Source organism: Brevibacterium linens ATCC 9172 (genome assembly GCF_900169165.1).
Taxonomy (GTDB): Bacteria; Actinomycetota; Actinomycetes; order Actinomycetales; family Brevibacteriaceae; genus Brevibacterium; species Brevibacterium linens.
This window is the reverse complement of sequence record NZ_FXYY01000022.1, coordinates 36,517-54,533: the sequence shown is the minus strand read 5'-3', so window position 1 is coordinate 54,533 and position 18,017 is coordinate 36,517. Positions and strand designations below refer to the sequence as shown.

Here is an 18,017-nt window from a genome sequence, read left to right as displayed (position 1 = left end):
GGGACAGTGCTGCGGCTTGATTGGCATGGAGAGCTGGATGCTCAGGAATGGGCACGTCCGGTTCGGAGGGCGGGCCGGGGAAACTTACCAGTCGTGAGGCTGGCAGAGCGCCCCGGTCCGACCCTACTCGGAACACCACACCGATGAGGGCAAGCTGTACCTCTGTGCGACCAAGGACGTCTACTCGGGCCGGATCGTCGGCTACTCGATGAGTGCGCGGATGAAGGCCCGGTTGGCTGTTGACGCTCTCGAGATGGCGGTGGCCCGCAGGGGTGGTGATGTGGGCGGATGCACGGTACACAGCGACCGTGGCAGTCAGTTTCGATCAAGGAAATTCACTCAGAGTCTGGCTTGCCACGGCCTTGTTGGGTCGATGGGCCGGGTCGGTGCTGCTGGCGACAACGCGGCCATGGAGTCATTCTTCGCCCTGCTGCAGAAGAACGTTCTCGACCGTCGCCGGTGGGTGAGTCGGGAGCAGTTGAGAATCGCGATCGTGACGTGGATCGAGCAGACGTATCACCGTCGTCGGCGGCAAGCCCGGTTGGGTCGTTTGACACCTGTCGAGTACGAAGCAATTATTGAGTCACCTGCAGTCGCAGCGTGACACCCGAATTGTCACCTCTCCTTGCATCAGTCCCGTACCTAGATGTTCAGGCTTGTTGTCCATCGAGTCACCGCTATGTGCAGTGGTGGCTTGCGAGCGAAGCCTGTCACTCACAGGGTGTGGTTGGCCTCCTCCGGTGATGTTGCGATAGTTTCATCGCCGAACGCGCCAACGACTGGCCGTCAATTCTGGTCCCGCGTTTGGTGAGGAGAGGGACTTATGTGTCGAGCCAAGTCTGACCCGAACTACTATCGCTGTGAATGGCGTTCTCTGACGACGGGCAAGTTCCTCGACAGGCTCTCAAATGCAGCTGCGGACGTGGGCGTCGCATTCGCAGCGGGCGAGCTCGATCCCAAGAGCACCGAGGACTGGAGTGAGGTCGCAGCACGCGCACGAACATCAGTTGCAGAAGGCGTCGCAGACGTGCTCGGAGCGAGGTCCAAGGCGAGGCGTCGTCGTGAGGCTGCCGCCGGATTCCGACGCTCCGAGAGCCATCTGCTTTGCGCCGTAGCCGCGGCCATCGGCGAAGCATGTGCAACCCTCACCAGCGTTCCAGGGGACATCGCCACCGCCGTCGGCAAAGAGGTTCAGAGCGCCACAGGCAGCGCAATCGCAGGCAAACTGGCGGCAGCCGCTACACGACGGCTACTCAACGATGTCTCGGCGGCCCTCAACCCCGTGGCGAAGGTCGGGCTCCTTGCGGACCTCGCCGCTACTGGATTCTGCCCATCGCAGCAGGACGGCGGAATCCCGGGGGATCATTCGGAGGTTGTCAAGTGCGCAGCCCGAGTCGAGCGGACGATCCTCGCGGGCGTCGTTGACGACTTGTTGACCCCAGCCGGGTCAGTCACCTAAGCCGTTCGCCTCACGAGCTTCTCGCTCACAGTCCTGCCTCCGGACGCCCCCATAGACCCATTGGATCATCCGATGCTTCTGAGGTCCCCAGGCCTTTGAGAACCACTCACACGGTTGGCACCAGGGTGCGACTCGGCGCGCTGCGCGCACCTGCCCGCTGAGGCGGCCCCTTCCTGAGCCCGTCTCGGGAGGGGGCCATCGTGGTGATGACGATCCGCCCTATGTCCGCCGGCCGCGGCTACGAATACCTCCTGAAAACCGTCGCCGCCGGCGACGGCGACCGCGACCTGGGCACCCCGTTGACCCGCTACTACACCGAGTCCGGCAGCCCACCGGGGACCTGGCTCGGCACCGGCCTGGCATCCCTGGACGACGGCACCGGCACCGGAGTCGATGAGGGGTCGACCGTGACGGAGGAGCACCTGGCCCGGTTGCTCGGGCAGGGCGTGCACCCGGTCACCGGCGCGAAACTCGGCCACGCCTACCCGAGCCTGCGCCCACCGCGTGAGCGGATTGCCGACCGGGTTGCAAAGCTCGCCCCGGACATGCCGGCGGCGCAACGTGAGGTCATGATCCAGGACATCCGCGACGAAGAGGCTGCACGGAAGCCCAAGAGCGCCATTGCAGGTTTCGACCTGACGTTCTCCCCGCCGAAGTCCCTGAGCACCCTCTGGGGTGTTGCGGATGCACCGATGCAAGAGCTGCTGGCACAGGCCCATCACGCCGCGATGCGCGACACCGTCGCGATGCTGGAAGAGCGGGTGGCCTCGACCCGGGTCGGCAAGGGTGGGATCGCGCGGATGCCGATCACCGGCGTCATCGCCACCGCCTTCGACCACTACGACTCGAGAGCCGCCGACCCGCAGCTGCACACGCATCTGGTGGTCTCGAACAAGGTCCAAGGCGAGGACGGGAAGTGGAGGAGCCTGGACTCGCGGCGGCTGCACAAGGCCACCGTCGCTCTCTCGGCCAGCTACAACGCCTACCTCATCGACCACACCGCCGACCTGCTCGGCCTGACCTGGGAGCCCGTCGACCGAGGCAAGGACAGGAACACCGGCTGGGAAATCACCGGCATCCCTGCCGAGTTGATCGCGGAGTTCTCCCGACGCTCCACCGGCAGCAGTGGGGGAGTGGAGGGTATCGAGCAGGCGAAGAACCGGCTCATCCGTGACTACCGGGACGCTCACGGGCACGCGCCCAGCCCGGACACCATCGCACGATTGCGCCAGCAAGCAACCCTGGAAACTCGGCCCGAAAAAGAGCTGCATTCGCTGGCTGAGCTCACCGCAGACTGGCGGGAGCGTGCAACCCGGCTGCTGGGCACCGATGCAACCACCTGGGCGCAAGACGTGCTCACCCGCACACCCGATGCGTCCCGGTTGCGTGCCGAGGACCTCGGCGCGCAACAGGTCGAGGACCTGGCAGCGGTGGTGGTGATGACGGTCGCGGATCGGCGCTCGACCTGGACGCGGTGGAATCTGCACGCTGAAGCCATGCGTCAGCTCATGTCCACCCGCTTCACCACCCCGGCCGAGCGCACCGCAGTGCTGGATCAGATCGTGGCCGGGGCGGAAGCCCAGTCGCTGCGCCTGACACCCGAATATGACCGTGCGGTGCCGGGGCACTACGTCGACGGGAGTGGGAACCGCTTCCAGTCCAGCGACCAGGTCGCCTATTCCAGTCAGGAGATCCTCGACGCCGAACACCGCCTGCTGAAACACGCCGATGACACATCCGCGCCGCGACTGCCATCCCGGATGGTTGCCCGGCACGTCTCCCGGAAGATCCAGGGCGTGAGGCTGGCCGATGATCAGGCCGCCGCCGTGACTCGCATCGCTTGTTCGGGGCGGAGCCTGGACCTGTTGGTCGGCCCCGCCGGTGCGGGGAAGACCACCGCGCTGCGCGGGCTGCACCGTGCCTGGACTGCCCGCCATGGGCAGGGCTCCGTGATCGGTTTGGCTCCCTCGGCGGCCGCGGCGGAAGTCCTCGGGGAATCGTTGGGCGTGCAGGCCGAGAACACCGCCAAGTTCCTCTACGAGCACGAGAGAGGCCGGTGGGACTTCCAGCCCGGCCAGCTGATCCTGCTCGATGAGGCCAGTCTCGCCGGGACGCTGACCTTGGATCGGATCGCTGAACACGCGGGGCAGGCCGGGGCGAAGCTGGTGCTCGTCGGTGATCCGGCTCAGCTCAGTTCCGTAGAAACCGGCGGGGCGTTCGGGATGCTCGTGCGCCACCGTCCCGGCCCACCGACGCTGACCGACGCGCGCCGGTTCGTCCACGAGTGGGAGAAGACCGCCAGCCTCGACCTGCGCCGCGGCAAGACCGCCGTGCTCGAGGACTACGAGAACCACGGCCGGCTGGTCGACGGGAGCATCGAGCGGATGCTTGATGCCGCCTACACTGCCTGGCAGCAGGACCGCGATGAAGGCCTGGCGACGCTGATGATCGCGGGCAACGCCGAGATGGTCGCCGAGCTGAACACCCGCGCCCGCGAGGACCTCATCGCGGACGGGCGCGTCGAGCGCGACGGGATCGGGCTGCATGATGGCACCACTGCCGGGGTAGGGGACTTGGTGGTGACACGGCGCAACGACCGCCAGCTGAGTCTCGGCCGGTCCTGGGTGAAGAACGGCGACCGCTGGTCCGTCGCCCGCAGGCTCGAGAACGGGGCGCTGGCCGTGCGCCGCCTCGGCCCCGGAGACCAGCCTGCTGGGGCTGAGCTGGTCCTGCCAGCGGAGTATGTCGCCGAGGACGTCGAGCTCGGCTATGCCACCACGGTGCACCGGGCGCAGGGTGCCAGCGTGGACACCGTCCACGCCCTCGTCGATCCCGAGACCGCGTCCCGCGAGCTGTTCTACGTGGCAATGACCCGCGGCAAGCAGAACAACACCGCCTACATCATCCAGCCCGACCCCCACGAGATCGAACCCCACCTGGAGACGGCGGAACCGCTGACTCGAATCGAGCAACTGCACCGCGTGCTGGCCCGCAGTGATGCTGACCTCTCGGCCACCGAAACCCTGAAGCACGAAGTCGATCGGCACGCATCTCTGGCCACGCTGGTGCACGAGTACGACGTGCTCGCCCGGGAAGCACAGGTCGAGCGGAGCGCCGCCTATCTGGACGTCGCACCCTTCCCTGAAGCCGTTGCGGACGATGTGTTCACCAGCCCGCACTACGAACAACTTGAAGCCGCCATCACCCGCCACGAGGCAACAGGCCATTCGCCCACCCGCGTCCTGACCGCGCTGGCTCCACGCCTTCAACCGACCAGCGACGAAGCCGACCCCGCCGCACACCTGGCGTCGATGATCGATACCGCCACGGCCCAGATGACCCACGGCAGAACCTCGACGCCGGGACGAGTCGGAGGCCTCATCGCCCGCCCCGCTGAGCCCTTGGACGAGGACATGCGCACCGCATTACGCCAACGTGAAGCTCTCATCGACGCGGCGGCCGGTGCCGCTCTCGACGAGGCGGTGGACCATAAGGTCGGCTGGGCGACGCAGCTCGGAGCACCGGGGCCCAGCACCCGAGAGCGGGAGTGGTGGCGGGCCCATGCAGTGACGATCGCCTTGTATCGACAGCGCTACGACATCCAAAGCGCGGCGCCGCTCGGGTCAGACAAAGATGTGGAGTCCCCGCAGCAGGCAGACGAACGGCGAACCGCGCAGGTCGCCTACTCGCGGCTGCGGACGCAGCACTCCTCGAGCTCGCTCCCACGGCCAGAGCGCACCTCTGCGCGACGGACTTCCGAGCGTGGACTGTAGAACGGTCGCAGCAGATCAGAGGCGTGGGTCAGCCGATCACAACGGTGGTGCCCTTGGCTATGTCGGTGCATGGATCTACACTGAATCATCGAACATTTGTTCGATTTGGAGGGAGTGGGCCATGGACACGATGCACCGCGAGGAAGTCGCGACCGTCTGGACGACCTCCTCTGGCGCCCCGGAGCGGTTCATCTGGCACCGTCGCCGTTTCATTGTCTGCGCCCGCCCCATCCCGTGGATGTCCCGGGTCCGCTGGTGGAAGGACAACACGGACCTCGTGGGCACGAAGAACGCCCTCATGGTCGAGCGGCCGATGTGGCAGGTGCAAGCCAAGGCGCTCGATGACGGTGAGATGCTCATCTTCGACCTCGCGGTTGGTGCAGGGCCGCAATGGTCGATCCGGGTCGTCTCCGACTAGAGCGTCCGTGCCCTCCTTCACCCATCTCCATGTTGCCTCGGCGTTCACCGCTCACCACGGCACCGCCCACCCCGAGACTCTCGTCGCTGCAGCTGTCGTCGCCGGCGCTGATGCGGCAGCGATCACCGATCATGACGGCATCTTCGGGGCGATCCGCCACGTCCGCGCGTGCCTCGCCGCCGGGATCGACCCGATCGTCGGCGCGAACCTCCAAACCCGCGACGATAACGGTCAGCTCTCTACGGTCACGGTGCTCGCGCACGGCCACAACCATGGTGCCGGATGGGCCGGCCTGGTCCGGCTCATCTCGGCCGCCCACTCGCCGCGTCGCCGCCAGCACACCCTCCACGGCACCGCCCACCGCAGCGCCTGGATCACCCCCGACCAAGCACCCGCATTCCTGAGCGGCGAAACCGGTCCCGTCGCCACGGTGCTCCTCGGCCCCGGCTCCGATGTCGGCCGCGCCGTCCTCAACGGCGACCGCCCGCGTGCCCGGGCCCTGCTCGAGGCGTGGGAGCGGAGGCTGCCCGGCGGTATCGCCGTGGAGATCGTCTGCCACCACACTCGCCCCGGTACGGCGGCGAGCCTGCAGCAAGCCGCCGACATGCTCCAACTGGCCCGTGTCCAGGGGGTGCCGGTGGTGCTCACCAACGTGGTCCGATTTCTCCGCCCGGACGACGCGATCACCGGCGATGTCCTCGACTCAGCCGCGTTCCTCCTGCCCCTTGGCGCGTTCGAACCTCACTCTGCTCAGGCGTGGTTGAAGCCGGCCTCGGTCATGCACGATCTGGCGTACCGCATCTGCGATTACGCGGGGCTGCGCCGCGATGACGCCATCGATCTGCTTGCTCACACCGAGCGGGTCGCCGACTGGTGTCGTCTCGGCCCGGAGACGGATCTGCGATGGCGACACCCGAAAGTGCCTGAGCTGGAGGCGATCGGACTCGCGGGGGCTGATCCGGTGCGGGTGCTGCGGCAGCGCTGCGAGGCCGCGATCACCGACAGGTACCCGCACGCGTACGGCACCGGCTTGCGCCGGGTGCGGGACCGGCTCAGTGATGAGCTCGCCACCATCGGCGGGTTCGGGTTCGAGAGTTACTTCCTCACCGTCGCCGATGTCGTCGACCTCATCCGAGACATGGGGGTCCGGGTACAGGCGCGCGGGTCCGGCGCCGGCAGTCTCGTCAACCACTTGCTGCGCATCTCCGCCGTCGACCCGATCGAACACAGCCTGCTCTCCGAGAGGTTCCTCGGCAACGCCCGTTCCACGCTGCCGGATATCGATATCGACGTCGAGTCCGCGCGCCGCCACGACATCTATCGGGCCGTGTTCGACCGGTACGGCCACCACCGGGTGACGCTGCTGTCGATGCAGTCGACGTACCGTGCCCGCGGAGCTGTTCGCGACGCCGGCGCCGCCCTCGGTCTCGACCTCGCACAGATCGACCGGATCGCGAAGAACATCTGGCGCTTTAACCCGGCGGACTTCCGACAAGCACTGGAGACGAAACCAGAGCTGCGGGATGTCGCCGCCCAGGTGAAGACTGATGCGCAGCTCGATCTGCTCGTCGACCTCACTGCGCGTCTCGATCGGCTCCCGCGGCACATCTCGATGCACCCCTGTGGAGTGATCCTCGGCGACAGCGACCTCCTCTCGCTGACCGCGACCCAGCCGTCCGGGATGGGGCTGCCCATGTCGCAGTTCGACAAGGACGACATCGACGACGCCGGACTCCTCAAACTCGATATCCTCGGCGTCCGGATGCAATCGTCCATCGCTCACACCCTCACCGAGATCGCTCGCGTCAACGGAGCGACCGCCGCGGTCGAAGGCAGGCTGCCCGTCGATGCTCCGTATGTTGCCGCCGATGGTCGAGTCGACCTCGAGCAGATCCCGCACGACGACGAGCCCACGTTCGAGCTCATCAGGTCCACGCACACGCTCGGGTGCTTCCAGATCGAATCACCCGGGCAGCGGGAACTCCTCGGCAAGATGCAGCCCGATCAATATGAGGACCTCGTCGCCGATATCTCCTTGTTCCGGCCTGGCCCAATTCAGGCGAACATGGTCGCTCCGTTCATTAACGCCAAACTCGGCTACGCCCCGATCATCTACCTGCACCCCAGGTTCCGGCCGTTTCTCGCCGAGACGTACGGGGTGCTGATCTACCACGAACAGCTGATGCGGGTTCTCGCTGACTGCATGGACATCAGTCTCGCCGAAGCTGACGAGATCCGCCGTGCTCTCGCCACCGACTCCGCCGCCATCGAAGCTCGCTTCCGCGCCCGGACCGCAGGCCGCGTCGATGAGAGGGGGCGGCGGTTGTTTCGGGATCGCGAGATCGACCGCATCTGGACCAACGTGGCCGCGTTCGGATCGTTCGGGTTCTGCAAAGCACACGGGGCCAGCTTTGCGCTGCCGACCTACCAGAGCGCCTGGTTGAAGCAGCACTATCCGGTCGAGTTCCTCACCGGCATCCTCGAACACGACCCGGGCATGTACCCGCGCCGGCTCCTCGTCGCAGAGGCCCGTCGCCTCGGGATCACGCTGCTGCCAATTGACATCAACGCATCCTCCGACCAATACCGGGTGGAACAGGTCTCGCCCGGGATCAAGGCGATCCGGTTCTCCTTCCGAGACATCTCCGGCATCACCGATGTCGAGCTCACCCGAATCCTGGACGGCCAGCCGTACACCTCCATCACAGACCTCTATGAACGTGCCCGCCCGTCGCGGCCACTGATGATGCGCCTGGCCCGCATCGGCGCGTTCGACAGCCTCACCCGCGACGAACACGGGCAAGCCCACCGCGGCGGCATCATCGCTTACGTCCGCCAACTCACGGCCCGCACCCATAAGAAGGCCGTAATGCCGCAGCCGAATCAGGTTCCGCTCTTCGGTGACGAGGTGCTCGTGGACGCGGCCGTTCCCGACCCGAGCGCTGAGGAGCGCATCGCCACTGACCTCGAGGTGCTCTCCACCGAAGTCGATGGCCACGTGATGGACCTGTACCGGCCGATGCTCGAGGGCCTCGGCCTCACCCACGCATCCGAGCTGCTGGGCCTTCGCTCAGGGACGGAGGTGCTCGTCGCTGGAGTCCGAGTCGCCACTCAGACACCTCCCATGCGCAGCGGGAGGCGAACGGTGTTCATCAGCCTCGACGATGGCACCGGATGCATCGACGTAACGTTCTTCCAAGAAGCCCAACAGGAGGCGGCCTCGGGCCTCTTCACTGCGCGCATGATGACAATTCGAGGTCGCACCCGACGCACAGGGGAACGAGGAATATCCATCCAAGCCGAGGAGGCATTTGATCTCATGAAACTTTGGAGAGATTGGAACCAATCGCGATCTCGCCCCGAGATGCAAGAGTAAATTCTTACGACCCCAAGGTGTGCCGAGTCATCCGCCTACTCGGTGTCTAGGTGCCGGATCATCTTGCCGTCGGTCGCGGGCAGCGCCAGGCTGTTCACGTCGACGGCCTGCCGGAGGGCCTCGTAGCCGTCCCGGGTAGCCTCCACGCCACCCCGCGAGTGTGGCGATGCCCTCTCGAACTATTGAACGGGAGGGCATCGCCACGCCTTGTGCTTACTCAGCCGCAATTGAGGAAGCTAATCGTGCTTTCAGTGCAGCTGAAGAGACTCGACGTCGAGATCGGATGTGCGGCCATGGCATGATCCTTCAGCTCCAACTTCTGGAGTTCGAGCACATTGTTCACCTTTCTCACCTCCTCTCATTCCGTTCGCTGTGGTTGATGGCCTGGAACTGCGGTGATCAAGGTTTCACCGCACAGCACTGGGAGCCAGCTGAGACGACGAGTTCCGATGTCATTGAGGACGCAGATCAACCCGCTGGCCCCGGTCGCGAGGTCGCACGACCGGCGGAGCATGAAGTCGCCGGGAGTCGCTATGCCGCTCTTGTCGTCGATAAGGTAGAGATCGAGCTCGTCGGCGAGGATTGACGTCAGATTCTCATCGCTGTTCGTCGCGCCAGTTGCCTCCAGCCAATTGGTAGCCCACTGCAGCCCCACGAATCCGCGGAAGAGCCCGAAGTTGGCGCAGGGCCGAGTTGTAGAGGCGTGCATGATGCCTGCGACCTCGTCAGCCCAGCGTTGATCGAACGCATCCGGTTCCAGCGCTGCCATCGGCAGGAGCAGTCCGGCGCTGCCCAAGGAGAGATATGACATCAGCCGCCCGTCGGGCGCTCTGATCAAGCGCGTCTCGTGATGGGCGTCTAGTCGGTCGAGTTCCTTGTCGAGGAACGACTCCGCTGCCTCTCGATGCTTCGTTGACCCGGTTTTACGTGACAGGCAGGAGAGGAACAGCGATGGGCCAGCCCACCCGTAGAACAGTCCTGTGGGAGTCACGTCAGTCTCGTCAAGTCGAAGCGCATCCTCTTCGGTTCCCTTCGCCATGATGAGGTCCGCCGTCTGGCAAGCGGCTTCGAGGTACGCCTCGGACGAGAAGTGCTCGGAAGCGCCGAGGAGACCGAGGCCGATTCCGGACAGCCCGGAGTCCAGATCGATGCCCAGCGATTGCGAGTCGCCGTGGCGCAGGCTGTCGAAAACCACCTTGGCCCGCTCCTCGTCGCCGACTTCGGCTAGAACGCATGCAATCCCCGCTCGACCGGCAAGCAGGCCAGGCGCTGTGTCCAGCAGATCCTCGACCGCCAAGTGCTCTGCCCATTGCTGGGGAAGGCGGGAGGAGAGCCCGCTGCGCCACAGGGCCATCGCGATGCCCGCACCGCCGTAGGCCACGCTGAGGTCCCCGCCGGCCCGCGTCCACTGCCTGACATCTCCGGGCGCAAGGCGCGTCGTCGTCGGATCGCAGTGGTCGATGACCATTCCTCCGAGCTGGTCTAGGAGGCTTGCCTGACGATCAGCATTCTGGGCGTCTCGGTTCCAGGCTCGGGGTTCGGTCTCCGGAAGATCCGTGATCGAGTAGCCCTCGTGCAGTGCGGCGTCGATCACCTGCTGCAAGCAGTCGTCGGCTGTTGCACCGAGATTTGCGCGTATCCAAGCGCGCATCGCCGGCAGTTTCTCGGGGGCCATGAATTCCATGGTGGCCATGGGCAGCAGCGCCATTCGGATCACGCGCAGCAGCCCGACCCAGTCCCTGTGCCCTAACGGGTCATCGAACCTGGCGAAATACCCCGGAGTGGCGAGGGCTTTCGAGCCCGGGCTGGAAGGGTTGCCGGCCGCCTCCAGGTCAATGAAGCACACGCGAGTCTCACTCTCGTCTTCGCGGATGATGATGTTTGTCGGCTGGACATCACCGAGAGCGACGCCGCGGGAGTGGATTGAGGTGAGACCCGCGACCGCATCTGCCACGATCTCCGTGATCGATTCGACGTAGTCACAGGGGTCCAGAGACCGCTGGAACGGGTAGTTCTCAGCAATGTACCTGCCCATGTGTGTGCCCTCGACGTGCGACATCACGAGGAATCGGTGCTCCCACTCCACGAAATCGTCGATGTTCCGCGGCACGTATGCGCAGGCTCCGAGCCGGTGAAACATGCGAGCCTCGTGCCCGATTCTGTCGAATGCGTCGACGAGGGTGCCGTCCAGACCCGCCCGTGGTCGGCCCTCCTTTAGCACCACGGATTCATCGGTCCTCTGGTCGCGGCCCGAGTACACGCCACCACCGTTACTGAAGTGCAGTGCCGATTCGATGCCATAGTTGATCAATCGCCCAGAGCCTTCTTCCTGGTCGCGGAATTGCTCCTCCTCGCGGACTTTGGCGGGGACGTTCACCCAGTCGGGGACGCTGTACCCGGGAACTCTCTGGTCCTCGACCATCTGGCCGGACTCGTCGGCGATGCCGAGAAGGGTCTTCCCTTCGTGTTCGAACTCCTGCCTGACGAATGCACCGTATCGGTAATAGACGTTCGAGTCTCTCCAACGACGGTCGGTGAGTATGTACGGACCGGGTCTGAAGTTCCTTGTGGACGCCTCGAGCAAATCGAGGTAAGCAACAAACTGGTTGTCGTCCGCCGGGTACACCGTGATGAGTTTGCCGGACCCCGCTCGGTTTCCGTACTTCGAATTCGACCGCACGTAGCGTTGCCGTGTGCGGCAAACCTTGAAGGGGGTTTCCTTGTCGAACAGGACGTCCGCGACCTGCTTGATGCAGGCAGCCGCGTCGTCCACGGTCGCCGTGACATGGATCTTCCAGCCCTGCCTCGGGCCCTCATGCCCGGCCGGCGCGAAGGCCAGCCAGTCGGACGACGCTCGCGACACCCAACCTGGCGGCATCGGCACGCCGAATGCATCGTCGGGTTCGGGCAGGGGTGCATAGAACTGCGGATCCCCAAGATGGAGGTAGTAGCTCTGGTCCATTGCCCTCCTATAACCTGCGCCATTGCATGGAAGCCCTCACTGCTCGAGCCACCGAGAGGTTCAGCTAGACTAACATGGGCACCTTAGTTAATCTAGAGATTGCGGCTTCGCGTGACCTGGCCAGCACCCGCTGGCGCTGCGAATCCGCAGAGGGGAGGAGTCGTGAGCCGTGCTTCGTTCGACGACATCCTTGGTGACCCAACCAAGCGGTACCTGTCGCATCGGTACAGACTGGTCACCCACACGATCCTCGCCGGCTCTTCAGCTGTCGACAGCCTGGCTGCCTCAGAGCGCCGCAATGTGATCGGCTCGGTGGCCTATCCAGACAACTGGTCGGAAAAACCTGGTGGCTCGATGCCTCCGCATCTCTCGTCGCTGGACGGTTTGACGCTCGGCGCCATGCTCACGTGTCTCCGTTCCCGGGCGGGCGCGCCTACTGATGATCCGGCCGGCCCGCCGGTCCTGACCGCGATCCGGATCAGGGCGGGAGCGTTGCCGGAGACCGACCTCGAAGCCGTTCCGGTCAAGTGGAATGAAGCCATCGGCTCCGGCAAGCGGCTCACCAACATGCGATTCGGACGTATGTCGGTGAGCACCGGTGTCGAGGCCGCTTCTGCGCTTCCTTCGCTGACTGACGCGGCCGTCGAGAGGATCGGCGTTCAGCGATGGTCCAATCCGTCGTGCAGCGAGGCGCGAGCAACAGAGATCAAATCGGAAATCGTCGGCCTCGACCCTGCGCAGGGCACGCTCACCTCTGAGCACAAGGCGGCCGAATCGAGCAACGAGCTCGCACTCGGGTATGACGACTTTCTTCGCCTCTCCGCCCAGGCGGCCCAGATCCTCATCTACTCATTCGACGGGGTCGATCGGGACGTGTCAACTAACGTTTGGATGAGGAGCGCCGACTTCGCGCTCAATCCCTTGGCCGAATTTCACGACGGACCCGCGCGCATGCGGTCGCGCATCGCCGGTTCCAGGTCGCTCGCCCGCGGCGACACGAGGTTCCGAACGTTCGACATGGAGTTCGAGCTCGACGGCCTCTTCGCCTGTACCGCATCACTCGCCTACTCCGCCTGAGCGAATCCGCCGAACATCGAGTCGAGCTCCGCTTTGTACCGCTCCCGGTGTGCCTCGGCGATAGCAGCGTTGATGAATACTCTCCACATGGTGCTGATGTAGTCGGTCATGTCAGCTCTCTGAGTCATCGCCTGGGACATGAGGTTCCCGCCGGTGAAATGGCTAACTAGCGAAGCACTTAGCCTGTCGACCGGGATGTCCGAGTTCAGCATGCCGTCCCGGTCGAGTTTGCCTAAAAGCTGACCGACGCCATCGACCCAGGTCGCGTACGAGCGCGCGCTGGCTTCCCGCAGTGAGCCTTGGCCGAGGGCGAGATTGATGCCCGCGCGCACGACGGAGTCCGTACGCAGTTGCTCACAGATCATCTTGGAGATCGCCATTAAACGGATGAGCGGATCGGCATGGTCGGCGATCGCCGGGTCCACGCCGGCGTAGATGCGATTGTGCTGCTCCTGGATGATCGCTAGAGCGATCTGTTCCTTGCGCTTGAAGTGGAAGTACATTGACCCCTGGGACACGCCAGAGGCCTCCTTGATATCCTCGAGACTCGCCGCCGAGTACTCCTGCTCCTCGAAGACTGCGGACGCTCCTTCGATGATCTGCGACTGCGTCTTGCGCCCGCGGTCCTGGCTCGCCGTGCGGCGTGTCGTCTGTCGTGCCTTCACCATTCGATCTCCTCTTGTCAGTTCGTGATGCCGAGCCACCGGCGATACCATGCGATGTCATTGGCGGAGAGAATCTGTGCCGGCCGCGACGTCTCCGGGAACTCCGTCCACAATCTCGAACAGTCGAGTACTGACTCTTCCAGTGCCAGGGCGACCGCGCGCCGCGGGACACCAATCTTGTCGGCTGCAATCAGGACTTCGTCGACGGAGACTCGACGTGGGGCCTCGCGAAACTCTCCTGTGCCTGTGAGAACCTGTTCTACCAGGTCACCCATCGACACCGGAACCGCAGTTCCGACGTTGTAGATCTGGTGCCGAGCAGACCCCGCGGCGACAATGCCGACGACGCTTGCCAGGCTAGACCGCCCGATTACCGAGGCGTGTGCCCCGCTCGCGACGCCTTGAGCACCGCATGCCCTAATCAGAGCGCTGAGCCGACTGAGGACCCAAGTGTCGCCGGCTCCGAGAACGAATTGCGGGCGCAGTGCGATGCCGCCGGCATCGATGACGATCCGCTCTGCCTCCAGGCGGAACTGGCTCAGCATTGAACGAGGAACAGGTGGCGTTGACTCATCGACCCCCGGCGCGAAGGCCGTTCCATAGACGCCAGCCGTACTGATGTGGACTATGCGCCTGATCGAGTGCTCAGCGGCTTGCTCGCACAGCGTGCGCGTGCCCGATATGTTCGTCGTTCGCTGGAGCTCCTCGTCCTCGCCCGTGTAACTGACGGCGTGAACGAGGACATCGCTGTCCGTGAGGAGCCGGTCGAGCGCCCGAAGGTCGGCGACGCCGTCCTGCGCGACGATCTCTTCGACCCCAGGGCTTGCCTTGCTACTGTGCCTGCGCAGTGCTCGAACCCGATGTCCCACTCGGACGAGTTCGTCAACAACGGCGCTGCCGATGAAGCCCGTCGATCCCGCAACCGCAACCGTCATCGGAACCTGACCGATTGTTGCGTTCATGATCGTTGCCCTCCTGGACCGTTTCTGGCTGTCATGACTAAGTGGTGCGCCTAACTCATCATCCCATGCTCGACTAATCGATGACAGCTGTTGGAGAGCTCGGGCCGGCCAGCAGCTCACGCTTGAGCCAGGCCATGGCGACCACATTTGCCTCGGAGGCGTCGTCGGCATTGGCATGCCCTCGGTGTCCATGGTCACCAATCTGCAGCACTGTATCCGACGTCCGATCCGGTTGTCGACCACGAAGTCGGTTCGCGTAGACGTCGAGCCAAAGCCTGATCTCATTGAGAGGAGCCCGATCGTCGTGGCTTCCTGCCCGGATCCAGAGCGGAGGCGTTGCCATTCCGGTTGCGGAACTACTCTCCAGCATAGCCAGTGGCGAGATGGACTCGACTCCAGCGCGATTCTTCGTCGGGTCGCCGAACTCCATCCAGTCGCTTGCGGCCAAAGGCGCGTGTGTATCGGCGAGTATTCGCTCCGGCGTCAGGAAAGGGTGGACGAGTTGAAGGACTGAGACCAGTCCGGGCTGCCGCAGGACGGCGCTAGTGGCGATGAGTGCGCCCGCGCTCGAGGCCAGGGCGCCGATACGCCCCGCATCGGCCATGTCGAGTTGCGTAATCGTCGACAAGCACGCCTCGTAGTCCGTGATCGACTTCAGTTTCGTAGATCCCCGTGCTGCATCGTGCCAACGTGGTCCGAAGTCGCCCCCGCCCCTGACATGGCATATGGCGATGACGATCCCGGCTCGCATGAGATGCTCCAGATATGGATCGTGCATCGCGTCGAGGGAAAGACCGTAACATCCGTAGACCATGGTGAGAACAGGGGATGGGCCGGTCGTGTCGACCCGTCCGCAGAGGGTGATAGGAATCCGCACCCCATCTTCCGCCACGGCCCACTCGGTCCAGCTGATCAGCCCAGGAAGGGCGGCGGCGTTCGTCGAGGGGACTGTCTTGCGCTCGACCGACACTGTTTGCGGGGAGTGGATCATGGAAGCGACCGCGAGGTCGATCGTCCGATCGGAGATCTGAGAAATCTCAATTACCCCTGCCTCGGGTGCGCTCCAGACGGCATCGGGCCCGTCAGCCGGGAGCCAGACTGCTGCTGTGTGGTTGCGCCGCCCGCGCACGTAGAGCTCGCCGTGTTGCTCGCCCAGATCAGTCGCTACAAAGTCGGGCGGGAGCTTGATCCCATGCGCCGATTCAGCCAGGTGCATCGTTACAGTCTGCGCCCGACGGTCGAGCACGGCGAGGCCGCCGGCTACGAGAAGCGCCATGGCGTCGTCCTCTGCGGATCGAGGCACAATCTCGACCGTCTTAGTGAGTGCGTCGTCTGTCAAGAAGATCGCTGACGAACCCGATCCCCGGCTGACGATGACCGCCCGGCCTTCTCGGACTCCCGCGATGAAAACCCGACGACGCGCTTCGGGCTCGTCGAACAATGTCCTGACAGCACCAGGATTCCAGCAGACGACGCATCTCGGGCGCTGCGAGGCATCCCTGCGTACCCAGATGAAGCCCTTTCCGAACGCCCAGACACCGGAAGAGACTCGTCGTTCGGTGTGCGTCACAGACGATGCTCCGACTTTCGTCCCGGCCGTGTAAATCGATAGCGAATAGTTGTCGTCGAGAGTTCGCGAGATCAGGGCCACGGACCGGTGGTCCGCAGCAGGCGCCCACGCCGCCAGATCGGTTGCCACGACAGCTGGCAGCGGCATCTCCTGCCAGCTCCGGTCGGGCATTGGGAAGCGCGCCACCAGGCCGCCGGTATCACCAACCCGAAGGTGAGCTCTGAGGTCTTCGTCGCTGGCGCCTAGTACCTCCGCGGTCGTCGTCTCCTTGACCTCGCGTAGCTCGTCGAGCCAGGGTTGCAGCCGTCTGCGCTCGACCTCATAGGCGAGTTCAGCGATTTCCGAGCCGGATAGCGCCATGCCGGTCCCTCACGCCGACCTTAGGCCGACGGCGACGTCAGCGCGTAGCGAGGCCCGGGCGGGCCACCACTGGACGAGGAAAAGGACGAGCCAGCTGACGACGAGTCCGAGGAGAAGTGTCGTCCACGGCACCGCGACGATCGGGTAGCCGACGTAGGCGGCCGAGCTGATGGCGGTCGTCGCCACCGTGACGATAATCGGCACGGCCGCGAGCAGGATGGCGGTCAGGGAGAGGAGGAGTGCCTGCCAGGCATACCAACCAGTGATGCGCCGGCTCGGCATCCCTGCGATCCGCAGCAGGGAATGCTCTCGCTCAAGGTCGCGCGAGACCAGCGAGACGACGGCGGCGGAAGTGACGAGGAGGACGAAGGAAATCAGGGCGGCCATCACCACGGTGTCGGCGAGGTTGGTCTCCGCCGAGCTGTCGACAACCCTGACCACGGCCGCCGCAGATTCGACGGAGGTGAGGATGACGCCGACCCCGCCGATGCCCGCGGCCAGCGGGGCGACGGTGTTCGCGCTGGTGCCTGCCCTCTCGACGGCAGCCCGAGCCGCGAGTCGGCCGGTGACGTTGCCAAACGTGCCCGCAAGGTGGCCGAGCCCTGCGAGGAGCCCAGGGACGCAGAGTGGGCCGACGATGTAGGCGAAGAACACGGCCGAAATTCCGGCGTTTAGGGCGAGATTGAACATCACCGCTACGCCGGCGGAATGTGCGCCGAGCGCAGCCGCTGTCACGACCATGCCGAGGGAAAACAGCAGCAGGAGCCCCGCCAGCGGGACTCGCCACCACCACCCTTTCCTGTGACGTCCGGGGATGTCGCGGAAGACCTCGATCGCCTGCGTCCGCGAGGCTCGGTGCGCCGGTCCGAACGCCCCGAGCAGGCAGGTGGCCACGCCGAGGACAAGAGAGGCCAGCCACGCGAGGATGGACGGCGGCAAGACCGGGGCGTTGAAGCCAGGGGCGGCCATCTGGTTAAAGGCGGGCACGACGACGTAGCTCAGGCCGATCCCCGCGAGGGAGCCGGGCACTGCCCCGATGAGCGAGGCGGTGGCGACGAGCGCCCAGGTGCTGCGGCGCACGTCGCCAGGACTGGCCCCGACGAGACGCCACTGGGAGAAAGTGCGCCGGGTCGACTCCACGGTCGCGGTGCCGACGACGGTGAGCGAGAACAACGCAAGGACGGCGACGAGCATGTAGATCGTCTCGGAGACGATGGTGAATTCGGTGATCGCGTGGCCCTGCGCCTGGGTGGCGGCGACGAAGCGGTCGTCATGGGTCCAGGCGAACTGCGCGGCGCATAGGCCGACGAGCGCAGTCACGGCGGCGACAGTGGCGATGGCCGGCCACCAGCTGCCGAGGTCGGCTAGGAGAATACGGCGAGCGTACCTGTACAT

General features: G+C 65.0%; 11 protein-coding genes and 1 pseudogene. 6 read left to right on the top strand and 6 right to left on the bottom strand.

Annotation, left to right across the window (positions count from 1 at the left end; translation table 11 throughout):
• Positions 1–127: 127 nt before the first annotated feature.
• The 5 genes and pseudogenes from BLIN9172_RS14365 to BLIN9172_RS14345 form a co-directional block, all read left to right on the top strand.
• A pseudogene (locus BLIN9172_RS14365) lies at positions 128–604 on the top strand (IS3 family transposase); the annotation flags it as partial.
• A gap of 219 nt (positions 605–823) precedes the next feature.
• Positions 824–1,459, top strand: coding sequence for a hypothetical protein (locus BLIN9172_RS14360; RefSeq protein WP_009885258.1), 636 nt, complete (start codon positions 824–826; stop codon positions 1,457–1,459).
• A gap of 206 nt (positions 1,460–1,665) precedes the next feature.
• Positions 1,666–5,232 carry a MobF family relaxase gene (mobF, locus tag BLIN9172_RS14355; protein ID WP_225868470.1) on the top strand — a complete coding sequence of 1,189 codons (3,567 nt, stop codon included), beginning with the start codon at positions 1,666–1,668 and terminating at the stop codon, positions 5,230–5,232.
• Between the two features lie 121 nt (positions 5,233–5,353).
• Positions 5,354–5,650: a DUF6504 family protein gene (locus tag BLIN9172_RS14350; protein ID WP_009885256.1), complete on the top strand. Its 297-nt coding sequence runs from the start codon at positions 5,354–5,356 to the stop codon at positions 5,648–5,650.
• A 7-nt stretch (positions 5,651–5,657) separates the two neighbouring features.
• Positions 5,658–9,026, top strand: coding sequence for a DNA polymerase III subunit alpha (locus tag BLIN9172_RS14345; RefSeq protein WP_009885255.1), 3,369 nt, complete (start codon positions 5,658–5,660; stop codon positions 9,024–9,026).
• 217 nt (positions 9,027–9,243) lie between these two features.
• Here BLIN9172_RS14345 and BLIN9172_RS18875 read toward each other — a convergent pair whose 3' ends face one another.
• Positions 9,244–9,360, bottom strand: coding sequence for a class III lanthipeptide (locus tag BLIN9172_RS18875; RefSeq protein WP_180957271.1), 117 nt, complete (start codon positions 9,358–9,360; stop codon positions 9,244–9,246).
• A gap of 24 nt (positions 9,361–9,384) precedes the next feature.
• Entirely contained in the window at positions 9,385–11,988 is a 2,604-nt protein-coding gene (gene lanKC, locus BLIN9172_RS14335) for a class III lanthionine synthetase LanKC (RefSeq protein ID WP_009885252.1), read from the bottom strand.
• A gap of 162 nt (positions 11,989–12,150) precedes the next feature.
• Between lanKC and BLIN9172_RS14330 the strand changes: the two genes are divergently transcribed.
• The gene (locus BLIN9172_RS14330) at positions 12,151–13,065 is read left to right on the top strand and encodes an AvrD family protein (protein WP_009885251.1); all 915 of its coding nucleotides are present in this window, start codon (positions 12,151–12,153) and stop codon (positions 13,063–13,065) included.
• Here BLIN9172_RS14330 and BLIN9172_RS14325 read toward each other — a convergent pair.
• The 4 genes from BLIN9172_RS14325 to BLIN9172_RS14310 form a co-directional block, all read right to left on the bottom strand.
• Positions 13,053–13,733, bottom strand: coding sequence for a ScbR family autoregulator-binding transcription factor (locus BLIN9172_RS14325; protein ID WP_170286927.1), 681 nt, complete (start codon positions 13,731–13,733; stop codon positions 13,053–13,055). The two genes, BLIN9172_RS14330 and BLIN9172_RS14325, sit on opposite strands and share 13 nt — an antisense overlap.
• 14 nt (positions 13,734–13,747) lie before the next feature.
• Positions 13,748–14,692 carry an NAD-dependent epimerase/dehydratase family protein gene (locus BLIN9172_RS14320; protein WP_009885249.1) on the bottom strand — a complete coding sequence of 315 codons (945 nt, stop codon included), beginning with the start codon at positions 14,690–14,692 and terminating at the stop codon, positions 13,748–13,750.
• A 73-nt stretch (positions 14,693–14,765) separates the two neighbouring features.
• Entirely contained in the window at positions 14,766–16,622 is a 1,857-nt protein-coding gene (locus BLIN9172_RS14315; RefSeq protein ID WP_009885248.1) for a prolyl oligopeptidase family serine peptidase, read from the bottom strand.
• A 9-nt stretch (positions 16,623–16,631) separates the two neighbouring features.
• Positions 16,632–18,017, bottom strand: a complete 1,386-nt coding sequence (locus BLIN9172_RS14310) for an FtsX-like permease family protein (protein WP_009885247.1) — start codon at positions 18,015–18,017, stop codon at positions 16,632–16,634.